Source organism: Cognatishimia sp. (assembly GCF_049116455.1).
In the GTDB taxonomy this organism is placed as follows: domain Bacteria; phylum Pseudomonadota; class Alphaproteobacteria; order Rhodobacterales; family Rhodobacteraceae; genus Cognatishimia.
The window spans coordinates 1,077,908-1,096,925 of the sequence record NZ_JAGDYW010000003.1 but is presented as its reverse complement, the minus strand read 5'-3'; the positions used below and the strand labels follow the sequence as shown (position 1 = coordinate 1,096,925).

16 protein-coding genes are annotated in these 19,018 nt (G+C 53.7%); 7 read left to right on the top strand and 9 right to left on the bottom strand.

Going from position 1 to position 19,018, the window contains the following annotated elements; translation table 11 throughout:
• Window positions 1-14 precede the first annotated feature (14 nt).
• Genes murJ through JXQ85_RS10415 form a run of 3 tightly spaced genes read right to left on the bottom strand, consistent with a single transcriptional unit; the run spans window position 15 to window position 5,489 of the window.
• Window positions 15-1,550: a murein biosynthesis integral membrane protein MurJ gene (gene murJ / locus JXQ85_RS10425; protein WP_421748835.1), complete on the bottom strand. Its 1,536-nt coding sequence runs from the start codon at window positions 1,548-1,550 to the stop codon at window positions 15-17.
• Window positions 1,547-4,357 carry a [protein-PII] uridylyltransferase gene (locus JXQ85_RS10420; protein ID WP_421748834.1) on the bottom strand — a complete coding sequence of 937 codons (2,811 nt, stop codon included), beginning with the start codon at window positions 4,355-4,357 and terminating at the stop codon, window positions 1,547-1,549. Before JXQ85_RS10420 ends, murJ begins: the two co-directional genes overlap by 4 nt.
• Complete coding sequence (locus JXQ85_RS10415) at window positions 4,317-5,489, bottom strand: penicillin-binding protein activator (protein ID WP_421748833.1); 1,173 nt, start codon at window positions 5,487-5,489, stop codon at window positions 4,317-4,319. Before JXQ85_RS10415 ends, JXQ85_RS10420 begins: the two co-directional genes overlap by 41 nt.
• A 94-nt stretch (window positions 5,490-5,583) precedes the next feature.
• Between JXQ85_RS10415 and rsmI the strand changes: the two genes are divergently transcribed.
• From rsmI to gshB, 3 genes are all read left to right on the top strand, one after another.
• Window positions 5,584-6,441, top strand: a complete 858-nt coding sequence (gene rsmI / locus JXQ85_RS10410) for a 16S rRNA (cytidine(1402)-2'-O)-methyltransferase (RefSeq protein WP_421748832.1) — start codon at window positions 5,584-5,586, stop codon at window positions 6,439-6,441.
• Between the two features lie 15 nt (window positions 6,442-6,456).
• Window positions 6,457-6,834: a YraN family protein gene (locus JXQ85_RS10405; RefSeq protein WP_421748831.1), complete on the top strand. Its 378-nt coding sequence runs from the start codon at window positions 6,457-6,459 to the stop codon at window positions 6,832-6,834.
• Window positions 6,835-6,895: 61 nt separating this feature from the next.
• Window positions 6,896-7,831, top strand: a complete 936-nt coding sequence (gene gshB / locus JXQ85_RS10400) for a glutathione synthase (protein WP_421748830.1) — start codon at window positions 6,896-6,898, stop codon at window positions 7,829-7,831.
• Here gshB and JXQ85_RS10395 read toward each other — a convergent pair.
• Genes JXQ85_RS10395 through cobU form a run of 4 tightly spaced genes read right to left on the bottom strand, consistent with a single transcriptional unit; the run spans window position 7,828 to window position 11,421 of the window.
• Entirely contained in the window at window positions 7,828-9,342 is a 1,515-nt protein-coding gene (locus JXQ85_RS10395) for a YifB family Mg chelatase-like AAA ATPase (protein WP_421748829.1), read from the bottom strand. The two genes, gshB and JXQ85_RS10395, sit on opposite strands and share 4 nt — an antisense overlap.
• A 51-nt stretch (window positions 9,343-9,393) precedes the next feature.
• Window positions 9,394-10,275: a glutathione S-transferase N-terminal domain-containing protein gene (locus JXQ85_RS10390; protein WP_421748828.1), complete on the bottom strand. Its 882-nt coding sequence runs from the start codon at window positions 10,273-10,275 to the stop codon at window positions 9,394-9,396.
• Between the two features lie 58 nt (window positions 10,276-10,333).
• Entirely contained in the window at window positions 10,334-10,903 is a 570-nt protein-coding gene (locus JXQ85_RS10385; RefSeq protein WP_421748827.1) for a histidine phosphatase family protein, read from the bottom strand.
• A complete protein-coding gene (cobU, locus tag JXQ85_RS10380; protein WP_421748826.1) occupies window positions 10,900-11,421 on the bottom strand; it encodes a bifunctional adenosylcobinamide kinase/adenosylcobinamide-phosphate guanylyltransferase in 522 nt (173 codons plus the stop codon). Before cobU ends, JXQ85_RS10385 begins: the two co-directional genes overlap by 4 nt.
• Before the next feature lie 172 nt (window positions 11,422-11,593).
• On the opposite strand from cobU, the gene coaBC reads away from it, so the two are divergent.
• From coaBC to JXQ85_RS10360, 4 genes are all read left to right on the top strand, one after another.
• On the top strand, window positions 11,594-12,787 hold the full coding sequence (gene coaBC / locus JXQ85_RS10375; RefSeq protein ID WP_421748825.1) for a bifunctional phosphopantothenoylcysteine decarboxylase/phosphopantothenate--cysteine ligase CoaBC: 1,194 nt from the start codon (window positions 11,594-11,596) through the stop codon (window positions 12,785-12,787).
• A gap of 20 nt (window positions 12,788-12,807) precedes the next feature.
• Entirely contained in the window at window positions 12,808-13,269 is a 462-nt protein-coding gene (gene dut, locus JXQ85_RS10370; RefSeq protein WP_421748824.1) for a dUTP diphosphatase, read from the top strand.
• Window positions 13,269-14,315, top strand: a complete 1,047-nt coding sequence (locus JXQ85_RS10365; RefSeq protein WP_421748823.1) for a HesA/MoeB/ThiF family protein — start codon at window positions 13,269-13,271, stop codon at window positions 14,313-14,315. The genes dut and JXQ85_RS10365 overlap by 1 nt, the downstream gene beginning before the upstream one ends.
• A 130-nt stretch (window positions 14,316-14,445) precedes the next feature.
• Window positions 14,446-16,455 (top strand): M3 family metallopeptidase, encoded by a 2,010-nt coding sequence (locus tag JXQ85_RS10360; protein WP_421748822.1) that lies wholly within the window; start codon window positions 14,446-14,448, stop codon window positions 16,453-16,455.
• A 62-nt stretch (window positions 16,456-16,517) separates the two neighbouring features.
• Here JXQ85_RS10360 and JXQ85_RS10355 read toward each other — a convergent pair whose 3' ends face one another.
• Window positions 16,518-18,359, bottom strand: coding sequence for a capsule biosynthesis protein (locus tag JXQ85_RS10355; RefSeq protein WP_421748821.1), 1,842 nt, complete (start codon window positions 18,357-18,359; stop codon window positions 16,518-16,520).
• Window positions 18,337-18,996, bottom strand: a complete 660-nt coding sequence (locus JXQ85_RS10350) for an ABC transporter ATP-binding protein (protein ID WP_421748820.1) — start codon at window positions 18,994-18,996, stop codon at window positions 18,337-18,339. Before JXQ85_RS10350 ends, JXQ85_RS10355 begins: the two co-directional genes overlap by 23 nt.
• Between the last annotated feature and the right edge of the window lie 22 nt (window positions 18,997-19,018).

Genomic DNA, 19,018 nt, shown 5'->3' with positions numbered 1-19,018 from the left:
TGAGAAAGGCAGGCTTAACGCCCGCCTTTCATAAGTTTGCGTAGATTAAATGCACCAATTACGTGGCCTGCCGCAAAATAGGTAATGCCCCCAACGATAATCAGGCCGAGAAGCGCCAGATACCGAAGGCCATCTGCGAACAATGCGCCGCCCAGCCAGCCCTGCGTCGCAAACAAAATCGCACCCATGGCGACGGTCGCGGATATGATTCTTGGGAGCCTGTGCATGAATTGGTCATCAAATTGAGCAACCACACCAAATTTTCGGGTGCCCATCCAGAGCTGCAGCACCATGGTCCAACCCGCGACTGTCGCTGCAACTGCGGGGGCCAACCAGCCAATGACTGGGTGGAGACCAAATGAGAGAGCGGCATTCACGATCATTGCGATAACGGCATATCGGAACGGCGACTTGGTATCTTCTCGTGCAAAGAAAACAGGCTGGAGTAACTTTTGAAGAACGAATGCAGGCAGACCCAGACCATAAATGGCGACGGCCCAAGCGATGGCTTGACTGTCAGCACTGCTAGTCGCGCCGCGCTCATACATGACCGAGACCAAGGAGAGCGGAATAACTAGAAAGGCCATGGCACAAGGGATTGTCAGGGCAAGGGCGAACTCACCGGCCCTCGAGTAGGCGTCACGTGCCCCCACATCATCTTTGGCCTTCAGACGTCGCGAAAGTTCTGGCAACAAGACAATCCCAACTGCGATGCCGACTACCCCCAGCGGCAACTGGTAGAGACGGTCTGCAGCAAACAACCAGCTGACTGCGCCTTCTGTCCGCGAGGCCACCAATTGCCCGACCACCAGATTGATTTGCATCACACCTGAGGCCAAAGCGGCAGGAACTGCGACCTTCACCATATGAGACATATCTGGCGTCCAGCGTGGGCGTCTCACTCGGAGAGTGACACCAGCCTTTTCAGCAGAGTCCCAAACCAACAAGAGTTGCGCAACGCCGGCAACCGGAATTGACCACAACAGCCAATTGATCACTTCTCCCCCAAGGAAATATCCCACGGTCATGGCGCAGACCGTGAAAATGTTGAGCAGAACCGGGGCCGCTGCCGCTGCTGCAAACCGGCCCGTGGCATTTAAGACGCCGGAAAACAAAGCCGCCAAGGCCATGAACAGGATGTAGGGGAACACGATCCGCCCATACCCAACCGTGACATCAAATCTTGGATCGCCGTAGAAACCCTCTGCGGTCAACCAAACCAAACCGGGCATGAATATCATGGCGATTGCGATCAGGGTCAGGACTGCCAGCGCCAAACCATTTAGGGCATCCTGAGCAAAGGCTTGAGGATCTTCACCTGCTTCGTACTTTTTCGAAAACATCGGGACAAAGGCTGCGTTGAATGCGCCTTCTGCAAAAAACCGACGAAACATATTGGGCAGACGAAAGGCCGCAACAAATGCGTCCAGCGCAGCACCGGGGCCGATCAGCGAGAGAATGATAATCTCGCGAGCAAAGCCGAGGATGCGGCTGGCAAGGGTCCAAAAGCCAACCGTCAAAAACCCCTTCATCAAGCGGATCGGTTTCACGCGTTGGCCCTTTCGGCGCCCTTGGTAATGGCTTCTTTCAACCGGGTCTCAAGCGTTCTCTGTTTGCTTTCGGCGTGGAACTTCAGGCCGAACATGTCTTTGACATAGAAGGTATCAACCACTTGTTCGCCATAGGTCGCGATCACGGCTGAGGCGATATACACATTGCTGTTTGCAAGTGTACGGGTCAGGTCAAACAACAGCCCGGTACGATCACGCGTATCAACTTCGATGATCGTGTAAATTTCCGACCCTTCGTTATCGAAGATGATGGTGGTGGGCACTTTGAAGGCACGTTCGCGTTTCTTGATAACATCGCGAGATTTCATCGCTTCATGTGTGACCACTTCGCCCATCAACGTCTTGCGGATCATTTGCGACAGGCGGCCAAGGCGGCTGGCTTCATAGGGGCTGCCATCAGAATCTTGAACCCAGAAGGCTGCCGTCGCGTAGCCATCTTTTGAAGTATACGTCCGTGCATCAACGACATTGGCCCCAACAAGAGCCAACGCCCCCGCAAGTCGTGAGAAAATGCCCGGGTGATCTTCCAAGGCAAACAAAATACGCGTTGCGTCGCGGTCTTCGTCCGGCTCAAGATCAATGTGAACCTCGCCGCCATCTAGATTTTGCAATAGTTTGGCAAAGGCTACATGGGCCTCAGCTGGCAAGCCTTGCCAGTAAGGGTCATAATGGCGAGCTGTCTCTTGTTTGACGAGTTTGCTTTCCCAATCCGTCAAACGCGCGCGCAGGGACTTTTTGGCTTCCGTAGTGCGCTGCTTGGTATTCAGTGCCTCCGCGCCACCTTCCAACGCATCCAGCGTCAGACTGTAAAGGTTGCGGATCAGCGTTGCTTTCCAGTTGTTCCAAACATCCGGGCCAACGCCTCGGATGTCACACACTGTCAGTACTGTCAGCAGGTCAAGATTTTTAACTGATTTCATGGCCTTGGCGAAATCACGAATTGTGCGTGGATCAGAAAGATCACGCTTTTGCGCAACATCAGACATCAGTAAGTGGTAGCGCACCAGCCATTCGACAGTTTTGCATTCGTCTTTTGTGAGGCCCAGACGCGGCGCCACTTTGCGCGCGATTTTGGCACCAAGGATTGAGTGATCAATGTCGCGGCCTTTGCCAATATCATGCAGTAACATGGCCACCATGATGACCTTGCGATTGATGCCCCGTTTCAGGATGTCGGAACTCAGTGGCAGCTCTTCGATCAGCTCCTCACGCTCGATCTGCATATAGGTCGAAATCACCTGAATCGTATGCTCATCTACCGTGTAAGAGTGATACATATTGAATTGCATCATCGCGACGATGGGCTCGAATTCCGGGATGAAAACAGACAAAACGCCCAATTCATTCATGCGCCTCAAAGCGCGTTCGGGATTGCCGTGTTTCAGAAGCGTATCTAGAAAAATCTTGGCCGCACGCGGGTCAGCGCGCATATCGTCGTCGATCAAGTGCAAGTTGGCCTGAATAAGTCGCATTGCGTCGGGATGGATCAAAACCCCTGTGCGCAGTGCCTCTTCAAAAAGGCGTAAGATGTTCAGCTTGTCAGACAGAAAGGCCTGCTCATCTGCAACGGAAATGCGATTGAACTTAACCGTATAGCCCGCTTTCACACGAGGCGGACGCTTGCGGAAAATACGTTCCAGCAGAGGGGCTGACTTTGTGTGGTTGTCTTCAAGTTTTGTTAGCAAGATGCGGGTGAGATCGCCCACAGAGGTCGCATGGCGGAAGTAATCCTGCATGAAATGCTCGACTGCACGGCGCCCACCTTTGTCGGTGTATCCCATCCGCTCGGCCACCATGACCTGCATGTCAAAGCTCAACTGTTCCATCGGGCGTTTGTTGATCAAATGCAGATGGCCGCGCGTGGCCCAAAGAAAGTTTTCAGCGCGTTCAAACAGCTCAAATTCTTCCTGATGAAACAGGCCGAGATCAACCAGCTCTTGGGTGCTGTTCACGTGATAAACGTATTTCGCAATCCAAAACAGCGACTGCAGATCCCGCAACCCGCCTTTTCCTTCTTTGACGTTCGGCTCAACCACATAGCGTTGGCCTTGTTTTTTGTGCCGCTCGTCGCGTTCAGTCAATTTCGCGTCGATGAAATCGCGTTCAGACCCTTTAAATAGGTCGTTTTCCAACCGTTCTGACAATTCTTTGGACAAAGGCGCGTAACCCGCCAAAAACCTTTGCTCCAGCATCGCGGTCCGGATGGTGAAGTCCTCTCCGCCTAGCCGAAGGCAATCTTTGACGGTGCGCGAGCTGTGGCCGACTTTCAGGCGCAGGTCCCATAGGATGTAGAGCATGGATTCAATCACGCTCTCCGCCCAGCCGGTGATTTTGTATGGCGTCAAAAACAGCAGGTCGACATCTGATTGCGGCGCCATCTCACCACGGCCATATCCGCCGACGGCAAAGAGCGCGATGCGTTCACCTTCGGTCGGGTTCGGGCGGGGGTGAAGCGCTTGGGTTGCCACAAAATGCGCGGAACTCACCAGACAATCGGTGAGCCAAGTGTAGGCGCGCGTCATTGGGCGGGCGAAAAACGGCTCTTTTGCAAAAGCGTCTTCAATGACCGCGCGTCCAGTTTTCTGCGCGTCGCGCAAAAGAGCGACAACGGCTGCGCGCATGTCTTTCGCGCTCTCTGCAGCAAGGCAGGCATTGATGATCTCCGCACCCAGCTGGGTGCGGTTGAAAATCAGATCTGCTTCGCAAATCAGGTTGTCCGGAGGAACCGGGAGAAAGGCGGCAGGATTAGCTGCCTGCGCCTCCAAAGCTTCTTGGTGCTGGGTCAATGATAACAACCTGTTTGTCGCGGATGGTGGCAACTGCCAATCCGCGTTCGTTTGTGCCGTCTACGCGCAGACGGAAAATACCGTTCACGCCGTTAAAGCCTGCGCCTTGTGTCAGCGCTGTGGTGGTCAAAGCATTTGCCTTGCCCTGTGATACCAAAGCGCCGATGGCTGCGATCCCGTCGTAGGCCAGGCCTCCGATCGGGTGCGGATTGGTTCCATAAGCGCTTGCATATCGATTGCGGAATTGACCGGTCAGCGCAGGGTCAGGCATCGCGAACCAGCCGCCCTGAACGCCTGGCAGTGCCAGAGTTTGCGCAGGGATGTCCCAGCGGGTCAATCCGATATACTGCGTAGATTCTGGTTTCACGCCGGCTTCGGGCAAAAGCTGCGTGAATAGAGGTAATGCGCCAGAGGTGTCAGAAGTTAGGAAAATCGCATCTGCGCCGGAACTTCTTACGGCATTGCGTACGTCATCAACCGCGTTGATCACACCTTTTTGCGAGAATTCATAACCTACAGCACCGGCACTGCGAGAAGATGTAGATGCCAATGCTTGAGCAATTGCATTTTTACCCGCTTCTCCGGCGACATTTTGCGCATGTACCGTGAGAATGTTGGATTTGCCGTTGCGCGCAGCAAAACGAGACAGACGTTTTGCGGTGTTATTAAAGGTTGGTCCAAGCACAAAAACATTGCCACCGGCAATCGATGCGTTGTTAGAGAACGACAAGACGTTCACGCCTTTGCTGGCCAGCGCAACACCCACAGCGTTCGAGGGTCCGCTGCGTACAGGGCCAAGTACGATTTTTGCACCTTCTCCAACAGCTTTGAGGGCCGCTGCCTGAGCGACGGAAGCATCTCCGGCTGTGTCGTAAACCCGGAGATCAATCTTGATGCCGTCAAGGTCGGACATCGCCAAACGCGCTGCGTTTTCAAGGCTTTGTGATAGAACAGCATCCCCTGAAGACTGCGAGGATTTTGGAACAAGCAGAGCCACTGGAACAGGCTTAGCGGTGTTGATGGACGGCCCGCCTCCTGTCGCTATCGGTTCACAGGCGATCACCAGAGCTGTGGCACTCACAGCGAGTAGGCCTTTCAGAATTCCACGACGGGGTTTAAAAGCAGCAAACATGAACACATTCCTCAGACTGTCACACAAATCACGGCGTAACCGATGCCGCGAGATTTTCTGCGGATAATAAACGCCCCAATCGGAGGGTCCAGCGTTGAATCACCAAATCGTGCCATTGAAGGCCGGGCTGTACTTTGTCGCAACACCTATTGGCACGGCGCGCGATATCACTTTGAGAGCTTTGGATATCTTGGCGAGCGCCGATATATTGGCAGCCGAAGACACGCGTTCGCTTAGACGGTTGATGGAAATTCATGGTATCCCGTTAAATGGTCGCAAAATCGTAGCCTATCATGATCATTCTGGTGAAGGCGTGCGCAAAAAACTGCTGTCTCAGCTCAATGACGGGCATTCGGTGGCTTATGCTTCGGAGGCTGGTACGCCTTTGATTGCTGACCCAGGATATCATTTGGCGAAATCGGTGGCGGAAGCAGGTCATTTGGTGACGTCAGCCCCGGGGCCTTCTGCGATTGTCACGGCGCTCACATTAGCGGGATTGCCGACCGATGCGTTTTTCTTTGCAGGATTTTTGCCAAACGCCAAAACAGCGCGCCGGAATGGGTTGGATGCAGTGAAAACCGTGCCGGGTACGCTTGTCTTCTATGAGAGCCCAAAGCGATTAGGCGATATGTTGGCTGATGCCGCTGATGTCTTAGGGGCCGATCGTGAGGCTGTTGTTAGTCGAGAGCTCACTAAGAAATTTGAAGAAGTGCGACGCGGCACATTGAGTTCTCTTGCGGAATATTACGCAGCACACTCCGTCAAAGGGGAAATAGTCGTTTTGATCGATCGTGCATCCGGTGATGAAAACTCTGAAGAGGATATTGAAACGGCGCTGAAAAAAGCATTGGAAAATATGACTGTTCGAGACGCAGCAGACACGGTTTCCAAAGCATTCGGAGTGAACAAACGGAAAGTTTACGCATTGGCGTTAGACCTGAAAGGGAAGTAACGCAAAGGGCATAGCATGCTGCAAACCGACAGAATTCGCCGCGGAAAACAAAACTATTTGGCGGGGATGTCAGCCGAACAGTCCGTGCGCAAAACCTATGAAGCAAATGGCTACGTTTTGGCCGCAGAACGTTGGCGCGGCGGTGGCGGCGAACTTGATTTGGTGTTTCAGCGGGACAGCACTTTTGTTTTCGTAGAAGTCAAAAAATCACGTACTCATGATCTTGCCGCGTCTCGGGTCTCACAACAGCAAATCGACCGGATATTCGCGGCCGCGACTGTCTTTATTTCCGATGTCGCGAAGGTGCCTTTTGCCGATATGCGATTTGATGTGGCGCTTGTGAATGGCTCTGGCGTTGTTCAAATTCTTGAGAATGCGTTAATCGCGACCTGATCCCCCATTGCAACACGCCGGGTGCTACGCCATGTAATGGGCAGACTTAAGAGGGATGCCCATGAAAATCGCCTTCCAAATGGATCCAATCGACGCGGTTGATATCGCTGCAGACAGTTCTTTTCGCATAGCTGAAGAGGCTCAAGCACGCGGTCACGAATTGTTTTATTATTCCCCTGATCAATTGGCCTATGAAGAAGGCGTGATCACAGCACGCGGCCATGACATGGTTTTGCGGCGTGAGCAGGGAAATCACGTGGATCTAGGTCCTTTGAAAAAAGTGGCTTTGAAAGACTTTGATGTCGTTTGGCTGCGTCAAGATCCCCCCTTTGACATGCATTACATCACCTCTACGCATCTTTTGGATCGCCTGAAATCCGATGTGCTGGTGGTCAATGATCCGTTCTGGGTTCGCAATTATCCGGAAAAACTCTTGGTTCTTGATTTCCCTGAACTGACACCGCCAACAACCATCGCGCGGGACTTGGAAACGATCAAAGAATTTAAGGCAAAACATAAAGACGTCATTCTGAAACCGCTCTACGGCAATGGCGGGGCTGGGGTCTTTAGACTCGATGCTAATGATCGCAACCTTTCAAGCCTGCATGAATTGTTCACCGGTTTCAGCCGAGAGCCGTTGATCGTGCAAAAGTTCCTGCCTGACGTCAGCAACGGTGATAAGCGGGTGATATTGGTCGATGGAGAAGCCGTAGGTGCCATCAACCGCGTCCCAGCGGCCGGCGAAACACGTAGTAATATGCACGTGGGTGGGCGGCCTGAAAAAATTGGTCTGACCGAACGCGACAAAGAAATCTGTGCAGCGATTGGTCCTTTGCTGAAAGAAAAAGGTCAGATTTTTGTTGGGATCGATGTCATCGGCGACTACCTTACCGAAATCAACGTGACCTCCCCAACCGGCATCCAAGAACTAGAACGTTTTGACGGCGTCAATATCGCTGAAAAAATCTGGCAGGCCATCGAAGCGAAGGTCTCTTAAGGCAATGATTGGGTCGGCGCTCGGTAACTAAGCGCCTCGGAAATGTGGTGGCGCTGCACATCGGTGCTCGCCGCCAAATCCGCAATTGTGCGCGCAATGCGCAAAACACGATGATAGCCGCGCGCTGTTAATCCAAATCGTTCTGCAGCCTGCAAAAGGACCTCGCGCCCTTCCGCGTCCGGCGTTGCGATGTCCTCTAATACACCTCCTTGAGCGTCGGCATTTGTGATCGCCGTTGGGAACTCTTTAAATCGCGCGTCTTGGATACGTCTCGCTGCAATCACACGGGTTGCGATATCTTTTGAGGGCTCCCCATCTGCTGGCAGGTCTAAGTCCTGATAGGAAACTGGCGGAACTTGAACGCGTAGATCTACTCGATCCAGTAATGGTCCAGATAGACGACCCATATAATCGTCTCCGCATCCCGGAACGCGAGGGCAAGCTTTGGCAGGATCATAAAGATATCCGCATTTACAAGGATTTGCGGCAGCGATCATCATAAAGCGGCAGGGGTAGGTGATATGCGCATTCGCCCGAGCGACCATGACTTCGCCAGTTTCGATAGGTTGCCTTAAGGTTTCTAAGACTTGGCGAGAAAATTCCGGCAACTCGTCCAAAAACAACACCCCATTATGCGCTAGGCTGATTTCGCCCGGAGAGGCGCGGCGCCCTCCACCAACGATCGCTGCCATTGAAGCCGTATGGTGTGGCTCACGAAATGGACGTTGCATTGAAATGCCTCCCTGATCCAAGAGGCCCGACACAGAATGAATCATGCTGGTTTCAAGCGCTTCCATTGGCGAAAGGGGCGGTAGGATCGAAGGCAGACGGGCAGCCAGCATGGATTTCCCGGAACCCGGAGTACCAAGCATCAACATGTGATGCCGGCCGGCCGCAGCGATTTCGAGCGCGCGTTTTGCACGTTCTTGCCCTTTGACATCCTTGAAATCTTTTAAGGTGTTCAGGGTGGAAACTTCTCCTGGGGCGCAGGGCGATAAGGGGGCTTGCCCGGTGAAATGCCCAATGACTGCCGCTAGTGACTTTGAAGCAATGACATTAGCGGCTTCGACCCAGGCCGCTTCGGGGCCTGAGTCTGTTGCGCAGAACATTGAGCGTCCACTTTGTGCGGCTGCCATCGCTGCAGGTAACGCGCCAATGACAGGTACTAAGGTTCCGTCAAGCGATAGCTCTCCGAGGGAAAGCGTTTCTTCAGCAGCGTCTTTCGGAAGGATATCTAAAGCCGCCAAAAGTGCTACAGCGATGGGTAAGTCATAGTGGCTGCCTTCTTTTGGAAGGTCTGCAGGCGACAAATTAATCGTGATGCGTTTGGAAGGAAGAGCAATGGCAAGTGCGCTGAGGGCAGATCGAACTCGATCACGCGCTTCGGATACCGCTTTGTCCGGCAGGCCCACGACACTAAACGCGGGCAGGCCTGCAGTGACGGCACATTGGACCTCTACGGTATGCGCGTGAACGCCCTCAAAGGCGACAGTATAGGTTTTGGTGACCATCTCTCTTCCCAATTCTGGAGCCAGCGTATTGGGAAGAGGGTTACTGAGGTGTTAACTATGCTGATCTCTCAAGGCGGAAAAACCTGGCCAAGCTTCTGGATCAGCGAGCGTTTTATCGCGGCAAAAGGCGTTGCAGAACCCATAGCTGACGCCATCCAGCGATAGCATATGTGTGCTGATCTTGCCGCTATAGGGGCAATGCGAGTTCACTGGCGTCTCATTGGTTGCAACCGCTTTTGTCACTTTCGGGCCAGGCCAGTCACGGGTTCGAAAGTCGTTTTCGTAATGAGAAAGATGCGCGCCGCGCACCATACCCATGGCACGCCAGCGGCGAAAGGCGAGGTCATTCAGATGTTTTTCGACATAGGCGCGCGCGGTTGGACCAACGGGCAGGCCATATCCCGCGATGCGCATGGCGACCGGCGCATACATGGCGTCAACGGCGCTATAGTCTCCGCAAAGCCAACCGCCTGATTGATCCTGACTTGCCTCAAAGGCCACATTCCAAATGTCCTCGATGCGCGCCAAATCCTTTAAAACCTCGGCACTGGGCTGTTCCCATTGGCAGGCGGTGCGCAGGTTCATCGGACAGGCCTCACGGAGTGCTGTAAAACCTGAATGCATCTCTGCAGCCAAAGAGCGTGCGATCGCGCGTAGTTTTGGGTCTTGGGGCCAAATGCCTTTGTTAGGGTGTTGATCCGCCAGTTCCTCGGCAATGGCGTAGCTTTCAGAAATGATTGCACCAGCAGGCGTGCGAATCGTGGGAACGGTACGGGCAGGGTAGAACTCTGCGAGCTGTTCGTAGACCGAGCTCTCTGAACTGAAGTCCAACAAAGTTAGATCGCGCGCAATGTCGAACTTTTCAAACAGTAACCAGCCCCGCAGGGACCAAGACGAATAGGCGTAGTCGCCAATGACAAGATGATAAGACATAAAGGGATGATATCGCGCCTATTGTCTTCACAAAAACGAAAGGTTGTGACGGAATTCATCAAGGATTGTGATTGATAAGCGGAGCGGACCAGTTTGGGGTCGTGCGAATTTCCGTAACAGAAAGATTGTTGATATGATGGCTAAATGCGTCATAGGCCGATAGCCCTAACGCGCGTTGCACTTGTGTGATGATGACGCCGAAATGACATACGACGATGAGATCTTCTCCCATTGCGTTCACAATGAGCGTGTCAATCGCTTGATTTACCCGCTTGATCAAATCATTCCAGCTTTCCCCTTCAGGGGCTTTGATGTCGCCGGGCTGCTCCCAATAGGCGCGCATCAAGTCCTGGTCCTCCACTTCTGCGTGGGACTTTAATTCCCATGATCCAAAGTGCAGCTCCCTGAGGGCGGGCATGTGTGGCAAGCGGTGCCGATCCCCTTGAACTGCATTACCCGTCTCAACCGCACGTGAAAGATCCGAAGACACCATGATGGCATCAGATGGCAAAAAGTTTTCAAGGCGCTCCAATGCTGCAATGTCAGACAGATCCGCTGGTAAGTCAGACCAGCCGACCATGGTTTTCGCGTGGGTTGGCCCGTGGCGCACAAGGAAAAGTCGGCTCATGGTAGGTCGCCTTTTAAGACCATCGGCAGGCCAGCGACGACGAACACGGCCAAATCCGCTTGCGCAGCAAGAGTTTGGTTCAATTTGCCTTGTGCGTCGCGAAATTTGCGCGCCAATGCGTTATCGGGAACAATACCCATACCGACTTCGTTTGAGACGACCACAACAGAGCCCTTACAGTCGCGAAGTTGTTCCAAAAGCGAGTCCGTTTGACGGGCAATGTCTGCCTCTGCCATCAGATGGTTTGAAAGCCACATCGTGGCGCAGTCCAGCAGGACCACCTCGGTTTCGCTGATCGACTGCAAAGCATCACTCAGGTCTAAAGGGCTCTCAATCGTGCGCCAGTTTGCGCCGCGCTGGGCCAAATGGGCGTCGACTTTAACGCGCATCTCCTCGTCAAACACCTGCGCCGTTGCGATATAAACGCGCGGGGCACCCGTGTCTGTGACCAAGGTCTCTGCATAGGCTGATTTCCCAGAAGAGGCTCCGCCCAATACAAACGTCAGCTTTGGCAGCATAAAGCCCCCACAATGTGAAATTCGGTTCGATACCCTGCGTAATGGGCATGGCGCTTGCAAGCAACAAAGTTCCGAGAGGCATGGTTTGTTTAGCGCGCCAATAATTCAGGGGCGCTTGTTTCCCTGCGCTCAAATGCATAGTGTCTGTTCTGCCTGACCTCGGAGGGGCCAAATGCTGGAAGACAAACGCATTCTTCTGATCATCAGCGGCGGAATTGCCGCATATAAATCGCTGGATTTGATCCGCCAACTGCGCAAACGCGGAGCTTGGGTGACGCCGGTTCTGACCAAATCCGCTGAACAGTTCGTGACACCCTTGTCGGTCTCGGCGTTGGCTGAAGAAAAAGCCTACCGGGATCTTTTTGATCTGACCGATGAAGCTGAAATGGGGCATATCCAATTGTCGCGTTCAGCGGATCTGATTGTTGTGGCTCCAGCCACGGCCAACTTGATGGCTAAAATGGTGACGGGACAGGCGGATGATCTCGCTTCTACTTTGTTGCTAGCGACGGATACACCGATCTTGGTTGCGCCTGCTATGAATGTACGCATGTGGCTGCACCCTGCAACGCAGCGCAATCTTGCGACACTGAAAGGCGATGGCGTCGGCTTTGTGGGCCCGAATGAAGGCGACATGGCCTGTGGTGAATTTGGCCCCGGTCGATTGGCCGAACCGGTCGAGATCGTGGTTGCGGTTGAGGCCGCACTCGCCGAAGGCCCTTTGACCGGACGCCGTATCGTGGTGACTTCTGGTCCAACTCATGAACCGATTGATCCGGTGCGCTATATTGCCAACCGCTCATCTGGTGCCCAAGGAACGGCCATTGCACGCGCCTTATTGGCGCTTGGCGCAGAGGTTGTATTTGTGACCGGTCCGGCTGAAGAGCCGCGGCCTGAAGGCGCTCATGTCGTTGAAGTCGAAACCGCAAAACAGATGATGGATGCTGTCGCCGCCGCAATGCCAGCGGACGCAGGCGTATTTGCGGCAGCTGTTGCAGATTGGCGCGTGGATGGTGCCGGTGATAGTAAAATTAAGAAACAGGACGGTGAAATTCCAAGCCTGAATTTCCTGGAAAATCCAGATATTCTGGCGACGATTTCACAATCCAAATCAGACCGACCAGCTTTGGTTGTTGGTTTCGCGGCCGAGACAGATGATGTCATCGAAAACGCTACTAAAAAGCGCCTCCGCAAGGGGTGTGACTGGATTGTTGCCAATGATGTCAGCCCGGAAACCGGGATTATGGGCGGGCGCGAAAACGCGGTTGTATTGATTTCAGACGACGGGGCAGAGCATTGGCCGCGCATGCAAAAGGACGCGGTTGCGCGTCAGCTTGCGGATCGAATTGCAGCCAAGCTGGGCTGATAGACGGGAAAGGGCGCTGCGTGGTTGCCATCAAAATAAGTTGGGTCGAAGGGTCTGATCAGGACTTGGGGCTGCCATCCTATGAAACACCTGGGGCCGCTGGTGCTGATCTGCGCGCCAATTTTGCACCGGATCTCCGCGGCGGCATGACCTTGGATCCCGGTGCGCGGATGTTGATCCCCACAGGTTTGCAGTTGGAAATCCCACTGGGGTTTGAGGTTCAAATCCGTCCACGCTCTGGCTTGGCTTTGAAACACGGGATCACATTGCCCAATAGTCCGGGCACCATCGATAGCGATTACCGTGGCCCGCTTGGCGTGATTGTGATGAATGCAGGGCAGGACAGTTTTCATATCGCGCATGGCGATCGGATCGCACAAATGGTTGTCGCTCCGGTGGTGCAAGCGTCGTTTCACATTCAAGACACCCTGAGTGAAACCGAACGTGGCTCAGGCGGATTTGGATCGACCGGAGTGGCTTGATGGTTTTGGTCTTAGGCTGTTGCGCATTGATCTGGGGGCTGTGTCGTCTGGCGCGTGTGCCTTCACGCGTGATGTGGATGTTGATTGGGCTGGTCTATTTGGCCGTTGTAAGCCTTCATCTGGCGTTGCCAGACGGCAATGCCTTGCGCGAGGCCACAGGCGGATCAGCAGCTTTATGGCTGATCTTGGGTGGCGCTGTTGTTTTGGTATTTGCCTATCTTAAGGGGCTTAAATTCCTGCGAGCGCGCGTTAAGGACTCTGCTGCGCAAATACCTCAGACGGTTCAAGGTCCGTTCTCAGTGACCGAGCTGAACCGCTATGCGCGCCACATCGTGCTGCGTGAAGTTGGTGGCGTCGGGCAGAAGCGATTAAAAGACGCCAAGGTTCTGGTGATTGGGGCCGGGGGGCTTGGCTCTCCTGCATTGCTTTATCTGGCGGCGGCTGGGGTTGGGACGATCGGGGTGATCGATGACGACTATGTTGATAATTCAAATCTTCAACGTCAGGTAATCCATACCGATCAAAACATCGGCATGCCGAAAGTTCATTCTGCAGCCGAAGCAATGCGCGCGCAGAACCCATTTGTTACCGTTCGACCTTATCAGCGCCGTCTATCGGATGATGACGCCTCTGCGATTATTTCGGAATACGACATCGTTCTGGATGGGACCGATAATTTCGCCACCCGTTATTTGGTAAACCGAACCTGCGTCGACCTCAAAAAGCCGCTAATTTCAGGTGCTCTTAGCCAATGGGAAGGGCAGATTAGTGTATTTGACCCGGCCCAGAATGCGCCGTGTTACCAATGCATTTTCCCCAAAGCCCCCGCTGCCGAACTTGCGCCAAGCTGTGCCGAGGCCGGGGTCATCGGCCCCTTGCCGGGGGTGATCGGCACCATGATGGCAGGCGAAGCGATTAAGTTGATCACTGGCGCAGGTTCAGCCTTGCGCGGTGAAATGATGATCTACGATGCGCTGTATGGCGAAAGTCGAAAAATTCAGTTGAAACGGCGAGCTGATTGCCCAACCTGCGGCGCAGGCGCGTAACTGAGACAAGGGCTGCTGAAACGAATTGCTGCCAACTTCGTTCCCATGCCCAGCGATTTGCGCAATTGTGAGCGTGAAACACATTGCAGAAATTTCCCAGCGATCTAAATCTTTTACAAAGGAGATTGCCATGACAAATCCATTGCTGTCCGAATGGACCACCCCTTTCGCACTTGCGCCATTCGATCAGATTTCAGATGCCGATTTTGCCCCTGCTTTTGAGGCAGCACTTGACGCACACAAAGCAGAAATCGCGATAATTTCTGGCAACCCTGAAGCGCCAGATTTCGAAAACACCATCGGTGCCTTAGAAGCAGCCGGGGAAGATTTCGACAAGGTTCTGTCGGTGTTTTACACGGTGGCCGGAGCTGACAGTAACCCTGAACGCGAGGCATTGCAGCGCGACTTTGCACCTAAACTGGCGGCGCATTCTGCTGAAATTTCTGCGAACAAAGCGCTTTTCGCGCGCGTCGCTGATCTTTGGGCGCGCAGGGATACTCTTGAGCTGAATGAAGAACAGGCGCGTGTGTTAATGCTAACTCATCGGGGTTTTCTACGCGGTGGTGCTGCGCTGGAAGGTGCCGCAGATGCGCGCATGAAAGAGATCAAATCTCGACTGGCTGTCTTGGGTACTGAATTCACTCAAAACTTGCTGGCAGATGAGCGCGATTGGTTCATGGAACTCACAGAAGCGGACCTTGAAGGCCTGCCAGGTTTCGTAATGGATACCGCACGCGCCGCTGGAGGAGAAAAGCAGGCGAGCGGACCAGTCGTGACACTCTCGCGGTCCTTGATTGTACCATTCTTGCAGTTTTCCCCGCGTCGCGATCTGCGCGAAACTGCGTTCAAAGCCTGGGCCGCGCGCGGTGCAAACGGTGGTGAAACCGACAACCGCGCCATTGCCGCCGAAATCCTAGCATTGCGGCAAGAACGGGCACAGTTGTTGGGTTACAAAACCTTTGCCGATTACAAACTTGAAACCGAGATGGCCAAGACCCCGGACGCGGTTGAGAAGCTCTTGATGGATGTTTGGGGGCCAGCTAAAGCACAGGCCGAAGTGGATGCAGCGCGTCTTACAGAGATGATGCATGCTGACGGCATCAATGATGACCTCGCCCCGTGGGATTGGCGCTATTATTCAGAAAAGCGCCGCAAAGCTGAACACGATCTGGATGAGGCCGCGCTGAAACCCTATTTGCAGCTTGATCGTATGATCGAAGCGTCTTTTGCCTGCGCGCATCGTCTATTTGGGTTAGAGTTCAAACCATTGGATGTACCACTTTACCACGCAGATTGCCGCGCATGGGAAGTCTTGCGCGACGGTAAACACATCGCAGTGTTCATTGGCGATTATTTTGCGCGCGGATCCAAACGTTCAGGCGCTTGGTGCTCTGCGATGCGCAGTCAGGCCAAATACCCTGATCACCAAACACCGATAGTGATCAATGTCTGTAACTTTGCGAAATCCGATCCGGCGCTTTTGTCATATGATGACGCGCGTACGCTGTTTCATGAATTTGGCCATGCGCTGCACCAAATGCTGTCTAATGTGACTTATGAAAGTGTCTCTGGAACGTCTGTGGCGCGTGATTTTGTAGAGTTGCCAAGCCAACTTTATGAACACTGGCTTGAAGTACCTGAGGTATTGAAAGAATTTGCCACTCATGCCGATACGGGCGAGACCATGCCGGAAGCTTTGTTGGAAAAGGTCCTTCAAGCGGCCAATTTCGACATGGGTTTTCAAACTGTCGAATATGTGGCTTCAGCCCTTGTGGATCTTGGATTCCATACAGGGGCCGCACCTGAAGATGTGATGGCGCGTCAGACGGAAATTCTAAATGGGATCGGTATGCCTCAGGCGATTAGGATGCGGCATGCGACACCTCATTTTGCCCATGTCTTTGCAGGCGATGGCTACTCAAGTGGTTACTATAGCTACATGTGGTCTGAGGTCATGGATGCGGATGCCTTTGAGGCCTTTGAAGAAGCCGGAGGAGCCTTTGATCCGCAGCAAGCCAAGGCTCTGGAGGAGCATATTCTGTCCAAAGGTGGGTCTGTTGATGCTGCAGATTTGTATCGACGTTTCAGAGGCCGGCTGCCCGGAGTGGAAGCGCTTTTGAAGGGGCGAGGTTTAGCTTAATAAATAGAAAGAGCGCCAAATTGGCGCTCTTTTTTGTCGAACCGTCATGGGGCCTTCTGCGATCAGCCTGAAACTTGTTCCCGTAGGATAGACCCGGTCAATGAAATCATCAGGTAGATACCTGAGAAAATCAGGAAGCTGAGGATCGTGTTCTCAAAGGCGCGTGGGTAGCTCGCGTCTTGCGATGTTACCGGCTGAACGGATGTCGTGAGGTAGCGCACCTGACGGGAGGCTTCGAGCTCCGTTTGGTTCAGCGTCTGAAGTGCGGCCGTCAAAATGATGTCAGCAGTGGCTAGGTCTGCCTGAGCGATCTGGATCGCCGCCGCTTGTCCTGCGAGGGATGATTGGCTGCCACCCACTTCGGTCATGCGCCCTTGAAGTCCTTCAAGTATGGCTTGCAGGTTACGGATATTACCTCGCACCCCATTCACTCGTGCTTCGTTCGGACGGGAATTGTCCAGCAACGAGCTGAGTTCCAGCTGGTTTTCCTGCAATTCCAGCTCATATGTGCTGATCTGCTGGCGCAGGCTTGCAATCAGCCCTTCCGGGTCAAGAACCGAGTTTTCCTGCAATTGCACCAAAGCACGTTGCGCATTGCGGCGCTCCTCTTTGGCCTTTTCGAGGCTCCGGCGCGCATCTTTCAATTGGTCTTCTCGCTTTCGTTGCGATTGGCCATCAACGCGGTCTTCGGCATAGCCGATCAGAGCGCGAGAAAACTCTGTGCTTATCTCTGGATCAGGTGAAGACACCTCCATGCGGATCACACCATCAGTGGGGTCAAATCCGATTTTGATGTATTTCTGATAGACTTTGTAGGCTTCCTCGTTGCTTGGATTTTCATTCAGACGCTGCAGGGAATCCACAGATGGGTCGGTGAAAACCGATTTAAAACCAACATCTTGTTCAAGTAAAAGCATCGCTTCCTTGGATTGCAGGAACGACTGGGTGGATGTGGAATCCTTTGTGTCAAATTGTGAGCCCGACAGAAGCCCGCCACCAATGCCAGCCTTTTCGGAAGCGATAATCAGAAACTCTGATTTGGTTGAAAACATCGGTGTCGCGACTTTGTAATAGTAATAGCCCGCCAGCATGGTGGGCAGCATCACAAAGGCCGCAAGACGGGCGAACATAAGGATGGATTTGCGGCGCCGACGGCGGGCGATATCTTTTTGAATATCGCCGATCTCACGAACGCGGCGCTCAGCAGGTGAAGCCATCTCCATAGATGGCAGATTGCTGGCGCTTACATCTTGTGTTTGTGGAAGTTGCGGCGCGCCAGAGGGGATCGGTGTGCCTGCCGGAGGCGCGACCTGATCTAACATGTTAGAGCGACGGAATGGATCCAAGCCGTTTTGGCGCAAGAGGCGCACAGCATCATAGTCGGAGGTTGCCGCAAGATTGTGTTTTTGCGCCAAACGCCGCGCCATGCGCAATTGGCGCCCGGTTAGCCCCTCTTGGCGGATCTGCGCAATAGCCTCTTCCGGTGAAGCTGTTGGCGCAATCGAAGACGGTGGGGCCGATGTTCCCGTTGTTGTTGTCGTTGGTTGCGGCGCAGATTGTGCTGGTGCCGCCATCGCCATTTCCAGCCCGCTCATATCTTCTTCGGTGGAGGTGGGCATGGGCTGGTCGTCTTGCGCAGGCGTATTGCGCGAACGCCGTTCAGCCGAACGTGCTAAACGCGCTTGACGACGGGCGGCGCGATCCGAAACCTCAGCATCTGGTTGCGGTGCCTCGGTTTGGGGTGTCACTGGAACTTCGCTCAATTGCGTTTCCGGCATTGGCGCAGCTTCAGATGCTGCCTCATTCGGTGCAACTGCATCTGCAGCGGGCTCTGTGGCCAATGCGGCCTGTTGGCCCGCACTTCGGCGGATGCGGAATTTTTTAGCCTTGGGTTTGGTAGTCATAAAGCTGCTTTGCCTCTTCCAAGGTGTCAAACATATGCAATTGCCCATTTACCAAGACACCAGCGGATTTGGCAAACTTCTCCAGCGTGGAAGGCTGGTGCGACACGATGATCATTGTTGTTGTGCGCAGGCGTTCCCGAAGGACATCACCGGCCTTGCGATTGAATTCTACATCTGTGGAAGAGGGCATGCCTTCGTCCACCAGATACATGTCAAAATCCAAAGCTAGCATTAGCGCAAAGGAGAACCGGGCGCGCATGCCCGATGAATAGGTTCCAAGGGGCTGCTCGAAGTATTCTTCCAGCCCGCAAAGCCAACGACAGAAGGCTTCGACATAGTCAGGGTCAAGACCGTAGAGGCGCGCGATGTAACGGCTGTTTTCAACCGCTGTGTGTTTGTTCACAACACCGCCCATAAAACCAAGTGGGAATGAAATACGGCAGCCGCGGCGAATTTCGCCTTCGTCGGGTTTTTCCAACCCAGCCATCATGTTGATGATCGTTGTCTTGCCAGAACCATTGGGGGCAAGGATGCCAACCGATTGGCCCAGATCCACGCGAAAAGACGCCCGATCCAAAATGACCTTGCGCTGCGTCCCCGTCCAGAAGGACTTACTGACGTTATCAAACTCGAGCATTCATGTGCTCCGGCTGCTCTGC